The 15,044-nt window shown below is 72.1% G+C and carries 13 protein-coding genes; 10 read left to right on the forward strand and 3 right to left on the reverse strand.

Features of this window, described 5'->3' with window-relative positions:
- Entirely contained in the window at positions 1–1,296 is a 1,296-nt protein-coding gene (locus ABC270_RS15955; protein ID WP_412881707.1) for a sensor histidine kinase, read from the forward strand.
- A complete protein-coding gene (locus ABC270_RS15960; RefSeq protein ID WP_412881708.1) occupies positions 1,278–1,961 on the forward strand; it encodes a response regulator in 684 nt (227 codons plus the stop codon). Before ABC270_RS15955 ends, ABC270_RS15960 begins: the two co-directional genes overlap by 19 nt.
- Here ABC270_RS15960 and ABC270_RS15965 read toward each other — a convergent pair.
- Entirely contained in the window at positions 1,958–3,355 is a 1,398-nt protein-coding gene (locus ABC270_RS15965; RefSeq protein WP_412881709.1) for an LCP family protein, read from the reverse strand. The genes ABC270_RS15960 and ABC270_RS15965 overlap by 4 nt on opposite strands.
- Before the next feature lie 331 nt (positions 3,356–3,686).
- Here ABC270_RS15965 and ABC270_RS15970 point away from each other — a divergent pair, with 331 nt between their 5' ends.
- A complete protein-coding gene (locus ABC270_RS15970) occupies positions 3,687–4,568 on the forward strand; it encodes an ABC transporter ATP-binding protein (RefSeq protein WP_412881710.1) in 882 nt (293 codons plus the stop codon).
- Positions 4,569–4,579: 11 nt separating this feature from the next.
- On the forward strand, positions 4,580–5,656 hold the full coding sequence (locus ABC270_RS15975) for an ABC transporter permease (RefSeq protein ID WP_412881711.1): 1,077 nt from the start codon (positions 4,580–4,582) through the stop codon (positions 5,654–5,656).
- A 131-nt stretch (positions 5,657–5,787) separates the two neighbouring features.
- Here ABC270_RS15975 and ABC270_RS15980 read toward each other — a convergent pair whose 3' ends face one another.
- Both ABC270_RS15980 and ABC270_RS15985 read right to left on the reverse strand, forming a co-directional pair.
- Positions 5,788–6,291: a flavin reductase family protein gene (locus ABC270_RS15980; RefSeq protein ID WP_412881712.1), complete on the reverse strand. Its 504-nt coding sequence runs from the start codon at positions 6,289–6,291 to the stop codon at positions 5,788–5,790.
- A complete protein-coding gene (locus ABC270_RS15985) occupies positions 6,288–6,803 on the reverse strand; it encodes an NADPH-dependent FMN reductase (RefSeq protein ID WP_412881713.1) in 516 nt (171 codons plus the stop codon). Before ABC270_RS15985 ends, ABC270_RS15980 begins: the two co-directional genes overlap by 4 nt.
- A 608-nt stretch (positions 6,804–7,411) precedes the next feature.
- On the opposite strand from ABC270_RS15985, the gene ABC270_RS15990 reads away from it, so the two are divergent.
- From ABC270_RS15990 to ABC270_RS16015, 6 genes are read left to right on the forward strand one after another with little or no spacing between them, the layout of a single operon-like run.
- A complete protein-coding gene (locus ABC270_RS15990) occupies positions 7,412–8,593 on the forward strand; it encodes a sugar ABC transporter substrate-binding protein (protein WP_412881714.1) in 1,182 nt (393 codons plus the stop codon).
- Positions 8,590–10,224, forward strand: a complete 1,635-nt coding sequence (locus ABC270_RS15995; protein ID WP_412881715.1) for a sugar ABC transporter ATP-binding protein — start codon at positions 8,590–8,592, stop codon at positions 10,222–10,224. Before ABC270_RS15990 ends, ABC270_RS15995 begins: the two co-directional genes overlap by 4 nt.
- On the forward strand, positions 10,224–11,261 hold the full coding sequence (locus ABC270_RS16000) for an ABC transporter permease (protein WP_412881716.1): 1,038 nt from the start codon (positions 10,224–10,226) through the stop codon (positions 11,259–11,261). The genes ABC270_RS15995 and ABC270_RS16000 overlap by 1 nt, the downstream gene beginning before the upstream one ends.
- Before the next feature lie 31 nt (positions 11,262–11,292).
- Positions 11,293–12,393, forward strand: coding sequence for a pyrimidine utilization protein A (gene rutA / locus ABC270_RS16005; protein WP_412881717.1), 1,101 nt, complete (start codon positions 11,293–11,295; stop codon positions 12,391–12,393).
- A complete protein-coding gene (locus ABC270_RS16010; RefSeq protein ID WP_412881718.1) occupies positions 12,390–13,322 on the forward strand; it encodes a carbon-nitrogen hydrolase family protein in 933 nt (310 codons plus the stop codon). Before rutA ends, ABC270_RS16010 begins: the two co-directional genes overlap by 4 nt.
- The gene (locus tag ABC270_RS16015) at positions 13,319–15,007 is read left to right on the forward strand and encodes an amidase (protein ID WP_412881719.1); all 1,689 of its coding nucleotides are present in this window, start codon (positions 13,319–13,321) and stop codon (positions 15,005–15,007) included. Before ABC270_RS16010 ends, ABC270_RS16015 begins: the two co-directional genes overlap by 4 nt.
- Positions 15,008–15,044 lie beyond the last annotated feature (37 nt).

Here is a 15,044-nt window from a genome sequence, read left to right on the forward strand (position 1 = left end):
ATGGGGGCGACGACGGGCGAGTGGTCACGACTGCCGGTGGGCCGGACCGAGCTGCGGCAGGACGCCGTGCTCGCAGGCTCACTGGCGCTCGGCATGGCCACCACGGTGACGCTGTACGGGGCGTCGGGCGCGTACGACGACGACCAGGCCGCGTGGTGGGTGTCCGCGCTCATGGTGCTCGCGAACACCGTGCCGATCGCGTTCCGGCGGCGCTACCCGATGTCGGTCCTCGTGGTCGTCGCGCTCGCCTTCGTCGGGACGGCGCTCCTGCACGTACCGGAGCTCTTCGTCGTCAACTTCACGCTGTTCATCGCGATCTACACGGTCGGCGCCTGGTGCTCTGACCGGGTCCGCGCCGAGGCGGTGCGCTGGGTGGTGATCGGCGGCATGTTCGCGTGGCTGTTCCTCGCGATCGTGTTCGGGTGGGCGGTGCCGACCTCGCTGCCGAACGACGGCGGCGCCCTCATCCCGCCGTACATCGCGTACTCGCTCCTCAACGTCCTCATCAACGTCGTGTACTTCGGGGCTGCCTGGTACGCCGGCAACCGGGCGTGGAGCGGCGCAGTGGCGCGGCACGAGCTCGCCCTGCGCACCGCCGAGCTGACCGCGGAGCGCGAACGGTCGGCGGCGCAGGCGATCACGCTCGAACGGGTCCGGATCGCGCGAGAGCTGCACGACGTCGTCGCCCACCACGTCGCGCTGATGGGTGTGCAGGCCGGCGCGGCACGTCGCGTGCTCGGCCGGGACCCCGAGCAGGCGGCGGCGTCGCTCACGGTGGTCGAGGACAGCGCCCGGACCGCGGTCGAGGAGCTCCGGCGGATGCTCGGCACACTGCGCTCGCACGACGCGGGCGACGACGGCGGCCGCACGGACGCACGGACCGCCGGCGGCACCGCCGACGCCGGACCGAGCACCGAGGGGATCGGTCGGATCGCGGAGGTCGTCGAGGCCGCCCGGACCGCGGGCCACCCCGCCGACTGGTCCGTCGTCGGTGAGGAACGTGCGGTCCCGCCCACGGTCGCCGCGGTGGCCTTCCGGGTCGCGCAGGAGGCCGTCACGAACGTCCTCAAGCACGCCGGTCACGGTGCACGTGCGGACGTCCGGCTCCGCTACCTCGCCGAGGCCGTCGAGGTCGAGGTCACCGACGACGGCCGTGGCGGCACCCGGGACACCACCGGCAGCGGCCTCGGTCACGTCGGGATGCGGGAGCGTGTCGCCGCCGTCGGTGGCACCGTCGAGATCGGGCCCCGGGCCCGGGGAGGGTACCTGGTGCGGGCATGGCTGCCGACGACCTGACCATCGTGCTGGCGGACGACCAGGACCTCGTCCGGGCCGGCTTCACGGTGATCCTCGAGTCCGAACCGGGCTTCCGGGTCGTGGGCGAGGCGGCGGACGGGGCCCAGGCCGTCGACGCGGTCGCGCGGCTCCGGCCCGACGTGGTGTGTCTCGACGTGCAGATGCCCGGGGTCGACGGTCTCGAGGCAGCCCGCCGCATCGCCGCCCTCGAGGATCCACCCGCGGTGCTCGTGCTCACGACCTTCGACCACGACGACGCGCTCTTCCAGGCGCTCGAGGCCGGAGCGAGCGGGTTCCTGCTGAAGAACGCCTCCCCCGAGCGGTTGATCGACGCCGTGCGCACGGTCGCGGCCGGGGACGCCCTGCTCGCGCCGGACGTCACCCGCCGGGTGATCAGCCGCGCCACCGCCGCGCCCGCACCGACCGAGCCTGTCGACCGCACCGCGGCCGCGACGGCCGCTCTGGCACGCGCGGGTCTGACCGACCGTGAGGCCGAGGTCCTCCGACTGCTCGCCCGGGGCCTGAGCAACGCCGAGATCGCCCGTGAGCTGTTCGTCGGCGACGCCACCGTGAAGACGCACGTGTCGAACGTGCTGCAGAAGCTCGCCCTCCGCGACCGCATCCAGGCCGTCGTCTGGGCGTTCGAGCACGGCGTCGCGGGCTAGTCGTCCCGCTTGGCGCAGGTGACCGTGGCGGCACTCTGACCGGAGACGTTGTCCGGCAGCGGCGCCGCCGAGGTCCGAGTGGCGCTCGGCGTCCCGGCCGGTCCCGACGTCGTACCGGACGCCCCGGCCGAGGTGCCAACGCTCGACGACGCAGCTCCCGACGGCGAACCGGCAGCCGACGGCGAACTGGCAGCCGACGACGAGCCGGACCCGGCCGACCCCGAGCCGGCGGACGGCGAGGCCGTCGCCTTCGGGTCCACCACCGCCGACCGACCGAGGCTGTCCGCGCCGAGCACGACCGGCTCGTTCGCCTTGAGCACCGCGTTGAGCTGGGCCGCCGCGTCCTCGGAAACGATGACCCGGTTCGTGTCGGACGGGTCGTCCGCGACCGGGTACTGGACGAAGACCATCTGCGAGAGCCCGACGTTCTGCACGGCGAGCGCCATCCGCGCGAGGGTGGCGGGGTCGGCGAGGGTGTCGGACAGCGTCATGTGCTTCGCCGCGGTCTCGGCCAGCCGCAGCACGCGCGCGGGGTTGGTCAGCGTCCCCGCGGAGACCGTCTGCCGGGCGAGTGCGGACATGAACGTCTGCTGGTTGCTGATCCGTCCGAGGTCGCTCCGGTCGCCGACGCCGTGCCGCGACCGCAGGAACGCCGCGGCCTCGGCCCCGGAGAGCTCCTGGTTGCCGGCCGGCAGGTCGAGGGCCGGGGAGACGTCGGTGTCCACGATGGGGGTCGCGAGGCAGACCTCGACGCCGCCGACGGCGTTCGCCATCGAGACGACACCGTCGAAGGTGATCATCCCCGCGTAGGGGATCTGCAGACCGGTCAGCTGCTCGATCGTCTTCGCGACACAGCCGAGACCGTGCTTCTCGCCGCCGCGTGACAGCGCCGTGTTGAGCATCGCCGCGTCGGTGGCCGGGGTGACGGAACCGTTGTCGTTCGTGCACGCGGGGATCGGGATGACGAGGTCACGGGGGAAGCTGACGACGGCCATGTTCGTGTGGTCCGCGGAGATGTGCACGAGCAGGGTGGTGTCGTTGTTGCCGACGCCGGAGCTCGCCCGACGGCTGACGGGGTCGTCGAAGCCGGCGCCCTGGCCGTCTCGGGTGTCCGTGGCGACGAGGAGCATGTTGACCTCGCCGGACTGGGCGGTCAGTTCGGGGGCGGCCTTCGCCGTCGTGCCGGGCATCGCGAGCGACACCGGCGGCTTCGCCTGGCTGATGACCTGGTACGAGGCGATCGCGGCGACCGACCCCGCACCGACCACGGCGACCGCGGCTGCCACCGCGACGACACGGGCGGCGAACCCGATCGGGCTGCGCGGAGCCAGGCGTCCGTGCTGGACGGCACGCGCCGGACCCCCGGTGTCGGGCTGCTGTTGCTGCTCGGTCACGTGCTCCCCCTCGACGGTGCTGCGCCCGGTCGGGACGCGGGCGGGCCGCGCCCGGTGCGCGGCGGCGGCACCCCTCTCGGACAGGAGCGCGGTCGCCGCATCGTACCGAGGGACGCCGCCGGATCGCTGGGACGCGCCCTCCACCCGCGCGACGTCTCCCCGGAGCACGACCCCGCCGCCCACGGGCGGTACCCGCCCCTGGACGTCGTCTCCCCCGTACGGCGGAGGCGACCGCCCCGGGAAGTCCCGCCGCCAGCCGGAGGCGCGCCGTGCCTCCCGGCCAATAGCGTCGAGACGTCGGCGAGGTGCGCCGACGGAAGGGGAACCAGGGATGCTCACCATCGAGGGCGTGACGAAGCGCTTCGGCGAGCGCCGGGTCCTGGACGACGTCGGGTTCGACGTCGGCCGCGGACGCCTCACCGGCTTCGTCGGCGGCAACGGCGCCGGCAAGACCACCACCATGCGGATCCTGCTCGGGGTGCTCGAGCCCGATGCCGGGACGGTGTCGATCGACGGCACGACCATCGGTCCGGCGGACCGGAAGCGGTTCGGGTACATGCCCGAGGAGCGCGGTCTGTACCCGAAGATGCGCGTCGCCGAGCAGATCACCTACCTGGCCAGGCTGCACGGCGTCGGGAAGCGCGAGGCCGCCGACCGGACCGGACAGCTGCTGGAGCGGCTCGAGCTCGGGAAGCACGCCGAGGACGAGGTCGAGAAGCTGTCCCTCGGCAACCAGCAGCGCGTGCAGGTCGCCGCGGCGCTGGTGCACGACCCCGAGGTGCTCGTGCTCGACGAGCCGTTCTCGGGCCTCGACCCGATGGCCGTGGACGTCGTGCTCGGCGTCCTGCGCGAGGCGGCGGGTCAGGGCGTGCCGGTGCTGTTCTCGAGCCACCAGCTCGACGTGGTGGAGCGCCTGTGCGACGACGTCGTCGTGATCGCCGACGGTCGGATCCGGGCCGCTGGTCCGCAGGAGGACCTCCGGCGGCAGGCCGGTCCGCCGGCGTGGGAGCTCCTCGTCGACGGCGACGTCGCCTGGCTCCGCGACGAACCGGGTGTCACCGTCCGGGAGTTCGACGGCGGGTACGCCGTGTTCGAGGCGTCCGACGCGGTCGCCCAGTCCGTCCTGCAGCGCGCGGTGTCGTCCGGCACCGTCGGTTCGTTCGCTCCCCGGGTCCCCCGGCTGAGCGAGGTCTTCCGGGAGGTCATCCGGTGAACGGTTCGTTCGTGTCCGCGTCGTTCGTGTCCGCGGTCCGGCTCGTCAGCGCCCGGGAGATCCAGGCGCGTGTCCGGAGCAAGGCGTTCATCGTCTCGGCGCTCATCCTCGTCGTCATGGTCGTCGCGTCCATCGTGGTCGCCGGCGTCGTCGGCAACGCGGCGTCAGACGACAGGACGCCGGTGGCGGTCGCGGAGGGCGTCAGCCTGCCGTCGTCCGACGGTCTCGAGGTCACCCCGACCGCGACGACCGCGGAGGCCGAGCGCCTCGTCCGGAGCGGCGACGTCGACGCCGCGATCGTGCCGTCCGACGACCCGCTCGGGTTCTCGGTCGTGGCGCTCGACTCGACCCCGACCGGTGTGGTGCAGGCGCTCAGCGTCTCCCCGACGGTGGAGCTCCTCGACCCGGACGCGCTGCCGGAGGGCCTGGTGTACATCGTCGCGCTGGCGTTCGGTGTCGTGTTCTTCGCCTCGGCCGTGACGTTCGGGCAGTCGATCGCGCAGAGCGTCGTGGAGGAGAAGTCGACCCGCGTCGTCGAGATCCTGATGGCGGCGATCCCGGCCCGTGCGCTGCTCGCCGGGAAGGTGCTCGGCAACAGCGTCATGGCGTTCGCGCAGATCGTGGCGGTGGCCATCGCGGCGACGATCGCGCTCGCCCTGACCGGCCAGGACAACCTGTTCACGCTGCTCGGCCCGAGCATGCTGTGGTTCGTCGGCTTCTTCGCGATCGGGTTCGTCCTCATCGCGTCGCTGTTCGCGGCGTCCGCGGTGCTCGTGTCCCGGCAGGAGGACGTCGGCAGCGTCACCACCCCGGTGATGATGCTCGTGATGATCCCCTACGTGCTCATCATCGTCGCGTACTCGAACCCGACGGTCCTCGGCGTGATGTCGTACGTGCCGTTCAGCGCGGCGATCGGCATGCCGATGCGGATCTTCCTCGGCTCGGCCGAGTGGTGGGAGCCGCTGCTGTCGCTCCTGGTGCTCGTCGCCTCGGTGGTCGTGGTCATCCTCGTCGGCGCGCGCATCTACGAGAACGCGCTGCTCCGCACCGGCGGCCGCGTGAAGCTGTCGGAGGCGATCCGCGGCTGACGCCGCAGGAGCACCGGACGGGAGGCCCGGATCACGTGAGCAGGTCTGCTCACGTGATCCGGGCCTCCCGTCGGTACAGCGCGGTCGAGCGCCTCGTGCCGTCCTGCGGATGCGCTCACGCGCTCCCGCGCTCAGGCGCTCAGCGTCGCGAAACCGGATCGGTGCCAGACGAGCGGGCTGTGCGCGAAGTCCGACATGAGCCCGAGGACCCGCAGCACCACGATGTCGTGGTCGCCCGCGGGGTAGGTGTGCTCGACGGAGCAGTCCAGCCAGATCGGTGCGCCCTCCAGGAACACCGAACCGGTGTCCGACACCGACGTCTCGACACCGACGAACCGCACGGCCTTGTCCTTCGACGCCAGCTGGCGCGTGACCTGGGCGTGCCCCTCCCCGAGGACCGACACACCGATGGTCTCGGCGGCACGGAGGACGGGCCAGGTCGACGACGAGTGCTGGACGGCGAACATCACGAGCGGCGGGTCCTGCGAGACGCCGACGGTGAAGGACGACGCGACGAGGACCGTCGGCTCGTCGTCGACGATCGCCGCGAGCGCCGCGACGCCGCACGGGAAGCCGGAGAACGCCTGCCGGAGCGCGGTCAGGTCGGGAGCCTCGGTCGAGTAGGGGCTGATCATGAGCGGATTCCTTCCTGGAGGCGTGTGGCCGCACCGATGACGACGTCGCGCCACCGCGCGGTCCAGTCGTCCGTCGCAGCGGGTTCCGAGTAGTGCTTGTCGTTGAGGTACAGGGCGGGAGCCGGGACCGTCGCGCCGAGCTCGACGAGGACCGGCTTGAGGAACACCTCGGGCGCGAGCGCGTGGGCCGGACCGGCGCCGAGCATGAGCGGCACCGCGACGACGCCCGCGAGACCGTCGCCCGTGGCGAACTGGTCGAGGAAGAGCTTGAGCACGCCGGTGTAGGTCGCCTTGAACGTCGGCGAGGCGACGACGACGAGGTCGGAAGCTGCGACGGTCCGGACGGCCTCGGCGACCGCGGCGTCCCCCCACCCGAGCAGGCCCGGCCCGAGCTCGACGACGTCGACCACGTGGTCGGGGGCGCTCCCCGTGAGTCGGTCGAGGACGACCCTGGCGGCGTCGAGCGTCCGCGATGCCGGCTTGGGGTTGCCGGCGACGACGGTGGTGATCATCGGTGTGCTCCTCGCGGTCGGGGTGCGGTGTGCCTGCAGTCCACTCCCGGCGCGTTTCGCCGCCGTGGCGGCTCCGTATCGGATCGGTTACGCCAGGACGGCTGCGCCGGCACAGCACGGAACTCCCTGGTCAGGGCGCCGCGGTGCCGGTCACTCCGGGGAATGCGCCAGTCGCGGCGGTCGGACTTCTGAGAGTCGTGTTCCGGCTGCGGTCCCGTCGTGCGTCGATCGTGTTTCGCCTCGTCACCGCCGCCGCGCGGGCATGCGGATCGGCGTGCCCGCGGGGATCGGTGGCGATGTCGGGATCCCCGTCGGAGCACGGCGGGACGCCCCGCCAGCTGGACGACACCAGTGGCCTAACACGAGCGAAACAAACGCGTGACAGGACCGTTACCGGGCGACGCCCTGCACGACCGATCCGTCCGTTACGTTCGCATCAGCCCCACCGGAGCGGCGCCGTCACCGGACGCATCGCCCCCGGTGACCCGCACCCTCTCCCCGCGACGCACGTCGTCGCGGCACCCCGCGCCGCGGGGTGTTCGTCGTTCCCGCAGCACCCGCTCCCCACCCCACCCGTTGCCGCACCACGTCCTGGAGGTCACCGACCGATGTCGTCCCCCGCACCGACCCGAACACGCTTCGCCCGCCCCGCGATCCTCGCCGCCGCCCTCAGCGGCGTCCTCGTCCTCTCCGCCTGCTCCGCCACGTCCACCGCGTCCACCGGATCCACCGACGACTCGGCCGGCGTGACCCACGCGACCAGCCAGATCAAGGCCGCGAGCGTCGACCCGGAGTTCACCTTCGAGGGCAAGCCGTTCGACCTGTCGAAGATCGCCGGCAAGACCATCTTCAACATCCCGAACTCCTCCGCCGTCCCCTTCATCGTCTCCGTCGACGAGGCGGGCGAGGCGCTCGCGAAGCAGTACGGGGCGAAGTGGATCGAGTACACGAACCAGGGCACGCCGACCGAGCAGTCGGCAGGCATCGACCAGGCGATCAGCCGGAAGGCCGACATCATCGTCCTCGCGCAGGGCGTCAACGGCGAACTGATCGTCCCGGCGCTCAAGCGGGCGAAGGCGGCCGGCATCCCGGTGCTGATCAGCCACACGTACCAGACCGGCGAGTCGCTCCCGTCGCAGCTCCAGCCGCTCGTCGCCGCACAGGTCACCGCGCCGTTCCACGAGGCCGCGAAGCTCAACGCCGACTGGGCGATCAAGGAGACCGAGGGCAAGGGCGACGTCCTCATCATCACCTCGTCCGAGGTCCCGCCGTCCGACGGGATCGTCAAGGCGATGCAGGAGGAGTTCGACCAGTACTGCTCCGGCTGCAAGGTCAAGGTGACGAACGTGCCGGTCGCCGACTGGGCCACGAAGATCTCGTCCACGGTGCAGTCAGCGATCCAGTCGGACCCGAACCTCGACTACGTCCTGCCGATCTACGACTCGATGGCGCTGTTCGTCGAGGCGGGGGTCACTGCGGCCGGCAAGACCGGGCAGGTGCACACGTCGTCGTACAACGGCACGCCCGCGGTCATGAAGATCCTGCAGCAGGGGAACGTCATGACGATGGACATCGGCGAGAACATGGAGTGGCTCGCCTACGCCACGATCGACCAGGCCGGTCGCGTCCTCACCGACACCCCGATCATCGAGGACGGCAACGAGGAGACGCCGCTCAAGGTCTTCACCAAGGACAACGTCGACGAGGCCGGCACCCCGCCCGCACCGAGCAAGGGCTACGGCGACGCCTACAAGACCGGGTACGAGAAGATCTGGGGCGCGGCGAAGTGACCGACACCCGGGAGGCACGGCTCGGCTCCGCGGCGACCGCCGCGGTGCCCGGGACCGGAGCGGACAGCACGCCGGTCCTGCGCATCAGCGGACTCACCAAGCGGTTCGGCGGACTCACCGCGCTCGACGACGTCGAGCTCGAGGTCCGGCCCGGGCAGGTCCACGCCCTGCTCGGCGAGAACGGCTCCGGCAAGTCGACCCTGATCAAGATCCTGTCCGGCACGTACGCGCCGGACCCCGGAGCGACGATCGAGGTCCGCGGCAGCCGTCTGCCCCTGCCCGTGCCTCCCGGGTACTTCCGCCGCGTCGGCATCAGTTTCGTCCACCAGGACCTCGCGCTCGTGCCGTCGCTCGGAGTCACCGAGAACCTCCGGCTCGCGACCGTCGTCGCCGGACGAGGGCCGTTCGTCCGGTGGGGTGCGGAGCACCGCGCCGCGGCCGAGCTCTTCGCCCGGTACGGCGTCGACATCGACCCCCGCGCCCGGATCGAGCAGCTCACCGACACGCAGAAGGCGCTCGTGGCGATCCTCCGGGCCGTCGCTGAGCTCGGGGACCAACGAACCCTCATCGTGCTCGACGAACCGACCGTCTTCCTGCCGAAGGAGGACGCCGACCTGCTCTTCCGCGTCGTGAAGGACCTCGTGTCGGACGGCCGCACCTCGGCGCTCCTCGTCTCGCACGACATGGCCAAGGTCCTCGAGCACGCCGACCGGGTGACGGTCCTCCGCGGAGGACGGGTGCAGGCGCACCGCGACACCGCCGACACCACCGCCGACGAGCTCGTCTCGCTCATCGTGGGTCGCGGCCTCGAGGCACCGGTCGCGCGCCGGCCGCGTCCCGGCTCCCCGGGCGCCGCGGTCGTCCGGGTCCGGGACCTCCGGGTCGGGGTCGTCGACGAGCTCTCGTTCGACGTCGCCGACGGCGAGGTCGTCGGCGTCACCGGGCTCGCCGGTTCCGGCGTCGAGGACGTCCTGCCCGGACTGTACGGGGCGCGGCCGGCCTCGGGGTCGCTCACCGTGCACGACGCGACCACGGACGTCGCCCGCGCGACCCCGGCCGCCTCGATCGCCCGCGGTGTCGTCTACGTCCCGGCCGACCGCAAGCGGGAGGGCGGCGCGCTGACCCTGTCCGTCGAGCAGAACGTGACGCTCCCCGTCCTCGGGAAGCTCCGCGGGCTGCTCGGCCTCTCCCCGGCACGCGAGCGCTCGCACGTCGAGGGCCTCGTCCGCGACTGGGACGTCCGCCCCGCCGACCCCGCTGCTCTCTTCGGCACGCTGTCCGGCGGCAACCAGCAGAAGGCCGTCCTCGCCAAGTGGATGCAGGACGACCCCCGGCTCGTGCTGCTGCAGGAGCCGACGCAGGGCATCGACGTCGGTGCCCGCGCCGCGATCTTCGCGATGCTCCGGAAGACCGCCGAGCAGGGCGTCCCGATCGTCTGCGCCTCGACCGACTACGACCAGCTCGCCCAGATGTGCGACCGGGTCGTCGTGCTCGCCCACGGCCGTGTCCACGACGTGCTCACGGGCGACCGCATCGACCGTGACGTGATCGCCGCGGCGGTCGTCGCCAGCCTCGTCGACCCCGCGACGACCCCCACCCCCGACTCCTCCCCCGTCAAGGAGAACGCCTGATGTCCACCACCGCCGAACCGGCCCTCGAGACCTCCGTCATCCGTCCAGCACGCCCGCGCTTCTCGTGGGGGCACACCGAGCGGTACGCGCTGCTCGGCGCCTGGCTCGTCATCGTCATCGCGTTCAGCGTGGCGCTCCCCGACACCTACCCGACGCTCGGCAACCTGCAGAACATCCTCGGGTCGCAGTCGGTGCTGCTCATCCTCGCGCTGGGCTTCCTGTTCCCCCTGACCGCCGGCGAGTTCGACCTGTCGGGTGCGTCCACGATGTCGCTCTCGGCGATGACGATCGCCGTCCTCAACGCGAAGATGGACGTCCCGCTGCTCCCGGCCATCGTCGTCGGGCTCGTCATCGGCGTCGTGGTCGGACTCGTCAACGGCCTGCTGACGGTCGCCTTCCGGATCGACTCGTTCATCGTGACGCTCGGCACGTCGACGTTCATGATCGGGATCATCCAGTGGATGAGCGCGTCCTCGTCGGTCACGGGCATCGACGCCGCGCTCGTGAACGCCACCGTCGGCTGGCGCGGGCTCGCGGGCCTGCCGCTCGCGTTCGTGTACGGCCTCGTCGCGACCATCGTCGTGCTCGTCGTCCTGAGCGCCACGCCCGTCGGGCGACGCCTGCTCTTCGTCGGGACCGGCCGTGCCGTCGCCGAGCTCTCGGGCCTCAACGTCCGCCGTCTCCGGGTCGGGGCGTTCGTCGGCGCGGGGTTCACCGCCGCGGTCGCCGGGGTCGTCTACGCCGGCACGCTCGGCGGGGCGGACCCGTCCAGCGGCCAGTCGTTCCTGCTCCCCGCGTTCGCCGCCTGCTACCTCGGCGCGACCGCGATCATCCCCGGCCGGTTCAACGCGATCGGCACGTTCATCGCCGTCTACTTCCTGTTCTCCGGCGTCGTCGGCCTCCAGATGCTCGGCGCCGACAACTTCGTGCAGCAGCTCTTCTACGGCGGCGCGCTCATCGTGGCCGTCGCCGTGTCCCAGACGATCCGCCGCCACGCCGTCGCGAGCGCAGCCAAGGCCGCCGCGAAGCAGTCCTGACCCTCCACCACACACAGAAAGCGAGTCCCCCATGGACATCGGAGTCTTCATCCCGATCGGCAGCAACGGCTGGCTCATCTCCACCACGTCGCCGCAGTACAAGCCGTCGTTCGACCTCAACCTCGAGATCGTGCAGAAGGCGGAGGCGTACGGCTTCGACTTCGCCCTGTCGATGATCAAGCTCCGCGGGTTCGGCGGTCCGAGTGGGTTCTGGGACGAGAACCTGGAGTCGTTCACCCTGATGGCCGGGCTCGCCGCACGGACCGAGCGCATCCGGCTGTTCGCGACCACCGCGGTGCTGACCATCCCGCCGGCGATCGCCGCGCGCATGGCCGCGACCGTCGACTCGATCTCGCACGGCCGCTTCGGGCTGAACCTCGTCGCCGGGTGGCAGAAGGCCGAGTACGACCAGATGGGGCTGTGGCCGGGCGACGAGGTGCACTTCAAGCGCCGCTACGCCTACCAGACCGAGTACATGCAGGTCATGAAGGAGCTCTGGGAGGACGGCGTCAGCAACTTCCAGGGCGAGTACTTCCAGATGGACGACTGCCGGATGCTCCCGAAGCCGTCCGCCCACATCCCGATCGTCTCCGCCGGACAGTCGTCACAGGGCATGGCCTTCGCCGCGGAGTACTCGGACTACAACTTCTCGATGGGCGTCGGCGTGAACACCCCGACCGCGTACGCCGAACAGAACAAGGCGCTCCTCGAGGCCCGAGCGAAGACCGGACGCGACGTCGGCTCGTACGTGCTGTTCATGGTCATCGCCGCCGAGACCGACGAGGCCGCGCAGGAGAAGTGGCAGCGCTACAGCGACGGCGTGGACGTCGAGGCCATCGCGTGGATGACCGGACAGGCACTCACCGACACGAACGGCGAGGACGGCAACACCGCCAAGCGCATCTCGCTGCCGGAGGGCGCCGTGAACATGAACATGGGAACGCTCGTCGGGTCGTACGAGCACGTCGCCGCGATGCTCGACGAGGCCGCCGACGTCGAGGGGACGAAGGGCATCATGCTGGTCTTCGACGACTTCCTGCAGGGCATGGACGAGTTCGGCACCCGCATCCAGCCGCTCATGCGCACCCGCGAGGGCGTCGAGTCGGTCGCCCCGAGCGCGGTCACGGCATGACGGCCGCGACGAACAGCCCGGTCATCGAGGTCGCGGTCGTGCAGTCGGGCGAGACCCCCGCGGACGCCGACGCCGCGCTCGACGAGCTCATCGCGCGGTTCGAGCAGGCGGCGGAGGGTGCCGACCTGGTCGTCTTCCCCGAGCTCGCGACCACGCCGTACTTCTGCGGTGTGGTGAACGACAGCCGCAAGGCCTGGGCGCAGCCCGTCCCCGGGCCCGCGACGGCCCGGTTCGCGGAGGCCGCCCGGCGACTCCGGACCGCGGTCGCGTTCGGGCTGTACGAGGACGCCGGTGACGCGCAGTACAACAGCGCCGTCCTCATCGACGCCGACGGCACGGTGGTGCAGGGCACCGACGTGCACGGCGACCAGGTGTCGACGTACCGCAAGACCTCGATCCCGAAGGACGACCTGTCCGACGTCGACGAGAAGCACTACTTCGCCCCCGGTTCCGGCCCGGTCGTGTTCGACGCGCTCGGCACCCGCTTCGGCATGCTCATCTGCTACGACCGGAGCTTCCCGGAGTACTGGCTCGCCGCCCGTGCGGCCGGAGCCGAGGTGATGCTGGTCTTCGTGTCCTCGATGGGCTTCCGCGAGACGCTGTTCACACAGGAGCTGCAGGTGCGGGCGATGGAGACGCAGACGTGGGTCGTCGCGCCGAACCGGGGCGGTCAGGAGACGCTCGACGGCAAGACCGTCAGCTACTTCGGCCGGTCCTCCGTCGTGACCCCGCGGGGTGCGCTCGTCGTCTCCGCCCCTGCCCACGAGGCCGGTCCGGTCATCCGCGCCACGGTCGACGTCGCCGAGGTCGCCGCGGCACGACGGGACTTCCCGCTCGGCCGCGACCGGCAGCCGGGCGTCTTCCGGTACCTGGCCGACGCACACGAGCGGGCCGCACAGGAGACCGCAGCGCAGGCGGTGCCGGTGTGAGCGCCGTGACCGAGGCGACGGACGTCTTCGCGGTCGTCCGGGGCACGATCGCCCCGGAGCTCGACCGGGCGCTGGCGGCGAGTCGGGCAGATCCCCTCCCCGCGTCGCCGAACACCCTCGCCGCGGAGCCCGGGCACAGTCACACGCTGTTCGCCCGCCTCCTCGGTGCGACGACGAGCCGGGCCGGGGCCGACGGGACCGCGCGCCCAGCCGGGACCGACCGGTCCGCGCGGGGCGTGGGCACCACCGACACGGCCCGCGTCGCCGCCGATCCCGCCGGCGCCTCGGTCACCGACCTCCTCGCTGCCTTCGCCGAGGGCGCCACCACCCCCACCGCGGTCCTCGCGGCCCTCGAACCCCTCTGGACGGCCGACGCCGTCTGGTCCGACGCGGTCCTCCGCCTCGTGGACGGTGCCCGCTCGGCAGCGGCCGAGTCCACCCGGCGGTGGGCGGACGGTTCGGCGCGGTCGCTCGAGGGCGTCCCCTTCGCCGTGAAGGACATCGTCGACGTCGCGGGCACCGTCGTCACGAGCGGCTCGCTGCAGACCGGCGACCGTGTGGCCCCGACCGACGCCACCGTCGTCGCACGACTGCGCGCGGCCGGGGCGATCCCCGTGTTCATGGCCGCCACCACCGAGTTCGCGTGCGGCGGCCCGCACAACGCCCGGTACGGTGCGGTCCGGAACCCGTGGGACGCCGAGCGCTGGACGGGTGGCTCGTCCACCGGCTCGGGCTCGGCACTGGCCGCCCGCATCGTGCCGCTCGCGCTCGGCACGGACACGGGCGGTTCGATCCGCGTCCCGTCGGCGCTCTGCGGCACGACCGGCATCAAGCCCACGTACGGACTCGTCCCGCGCACCGGCGTCACGAGCCTGTCCTGGACCCTCGACCACGTCGGACCGATGGCCCGCACCGCCGAGGACCTCGCGCTCGTGCTCGACGTCATCGCGGGCGGCGACGACCGGGACCCGACGTCGCACCCGACCGTTCCGGACCTCACGGCGGAGCCGGACCAGATCGTCGGGATGCGCATCGGCGTCCCCCGGACGTGGTTCACCGAGCGGGTGGACGCCGCCGTGCTCGACGCCCACGCGGACGCGCTCGACCGGTTCCGTGCGCTCGGTGCCGACGTCGTGCCGATCGAGTTCGACGACCTCGAGGCCGTCGACTCCGAGTGCTGGACGGTGTTCTACGGCGAGCTCGCCGCGAACCAGGAGGCGAACGCCCCGACCGCCGAGCTCTTCGACGACGGCACCCGTGCCCGCTTCGACGTCTCGTTCACGCCGACCGCCGCCGACTACCTCCGCGCGCTCCGGCGGCGGCCGCTCGTGCAGGCGGCGATGCTCGCGCGGATGGACGAGGCCGGCGTCGACGTCGTCCTCACCCCCGGGATCGGGGCGACGGCACCCCGGCTCGACGACCTGACGATGTCGGTCGACGGGGAACGGTTCAACCTGCACGAGGTGGTCCCGCGCAACACCCGCCTGTTCGACTACGTCGGGTTCCCCGCCCTCATGATGCCTGCCGGGACGGCGCCCGACGGACTGCCCGTCGGGGTGCAGCTCGTCGGCCGGCCGTGGGCGGACGGCACCGTGCTCTCCGCGGCGGTCGCGTTCCAGCGCGTCACCGACCACCACCTCCGGGTGCCGCCGGCGTCCGCCTCGGGAGGGCCGTCCCATCCGTAGCCGCACCACCGACGAGGGCGCTGCCCGCCGACGCGCC

This window comes from Curtobacterium phoenicis (genome assembly GCF_047238015.1).
Classification (GTDB): Bacteria; Actinomycetota; Actinomycetes; order Actinomycetales; family Microbacteriaceae; genus Curtobacterium.

Excerpts from the sequence above, each read along its gene's own strand:
- ABC270_RS15990 (WP_412881714.1), top strand. The coding sequence starts at position 7,412 with ATGTCGTCCCCCGCACCGACCCGAACACGCTTCGCCCGCCCCGCGATC.
- ABC270_RS15955 (WP_412881707.1), top strand. The coding sequence starts at position 1 with ATGGGGGCGACGACGGGCGAGTGGTCACGACTGCCGGTGGGCCGGACC.
- ABC270_RS15980 (WP_412881712.1), bottom strand. The coding sequence starts at position 6,291 with ATGATCAGCCCCTACTCGACCGAGGCTCCCGACCTGACCGCGCTCCGG.
- ABC270_RS16000 (WP_412881716.1), top strand. The coding sequence starts at position 10,224 with ATGTCCACCACCGCCGAACCGGCCCTCGAGACCTCCGTCATCCGTCCA.
- ABC270_RS15970 (WP_412881710.1), top strand. The coding sequence starts at position 3,687 with ATGCTCACCATCGAGGGCGTGACGAAGCGCTTCGGCGAGCGCCGGGTC.
- rutA (WP_412881717.1), top strand. The coding sequence starts at position 11,293 with ATGGACATCGGAGTCTTCATCCCGATCGGCAGCAACGGCTGGCTCATC.
- ABC270_RS15960 (WP_412881708.1), top strand. The coding sequence starts at position 1,278 with ATGGCTGCCGACGACCTGACCATCGTGCTGGCGGACGACCAGGACCTC.
- ABC270_RS16010 (WP_412881718.1), top strand. The coding sequence starts at position 12,390 with ATGACGGCCGCGACGAACAGCCCGGTCATCGAGGTCGCGGTCGTGCAG.
- ABC270_RS15985 (WP_412881713.1), bottom strand. The coding sequence starts at position 6,803 with ATGATCACCACCGTCGTCGCCGGCAACCCCAAGCCGGCATCGCGGACG.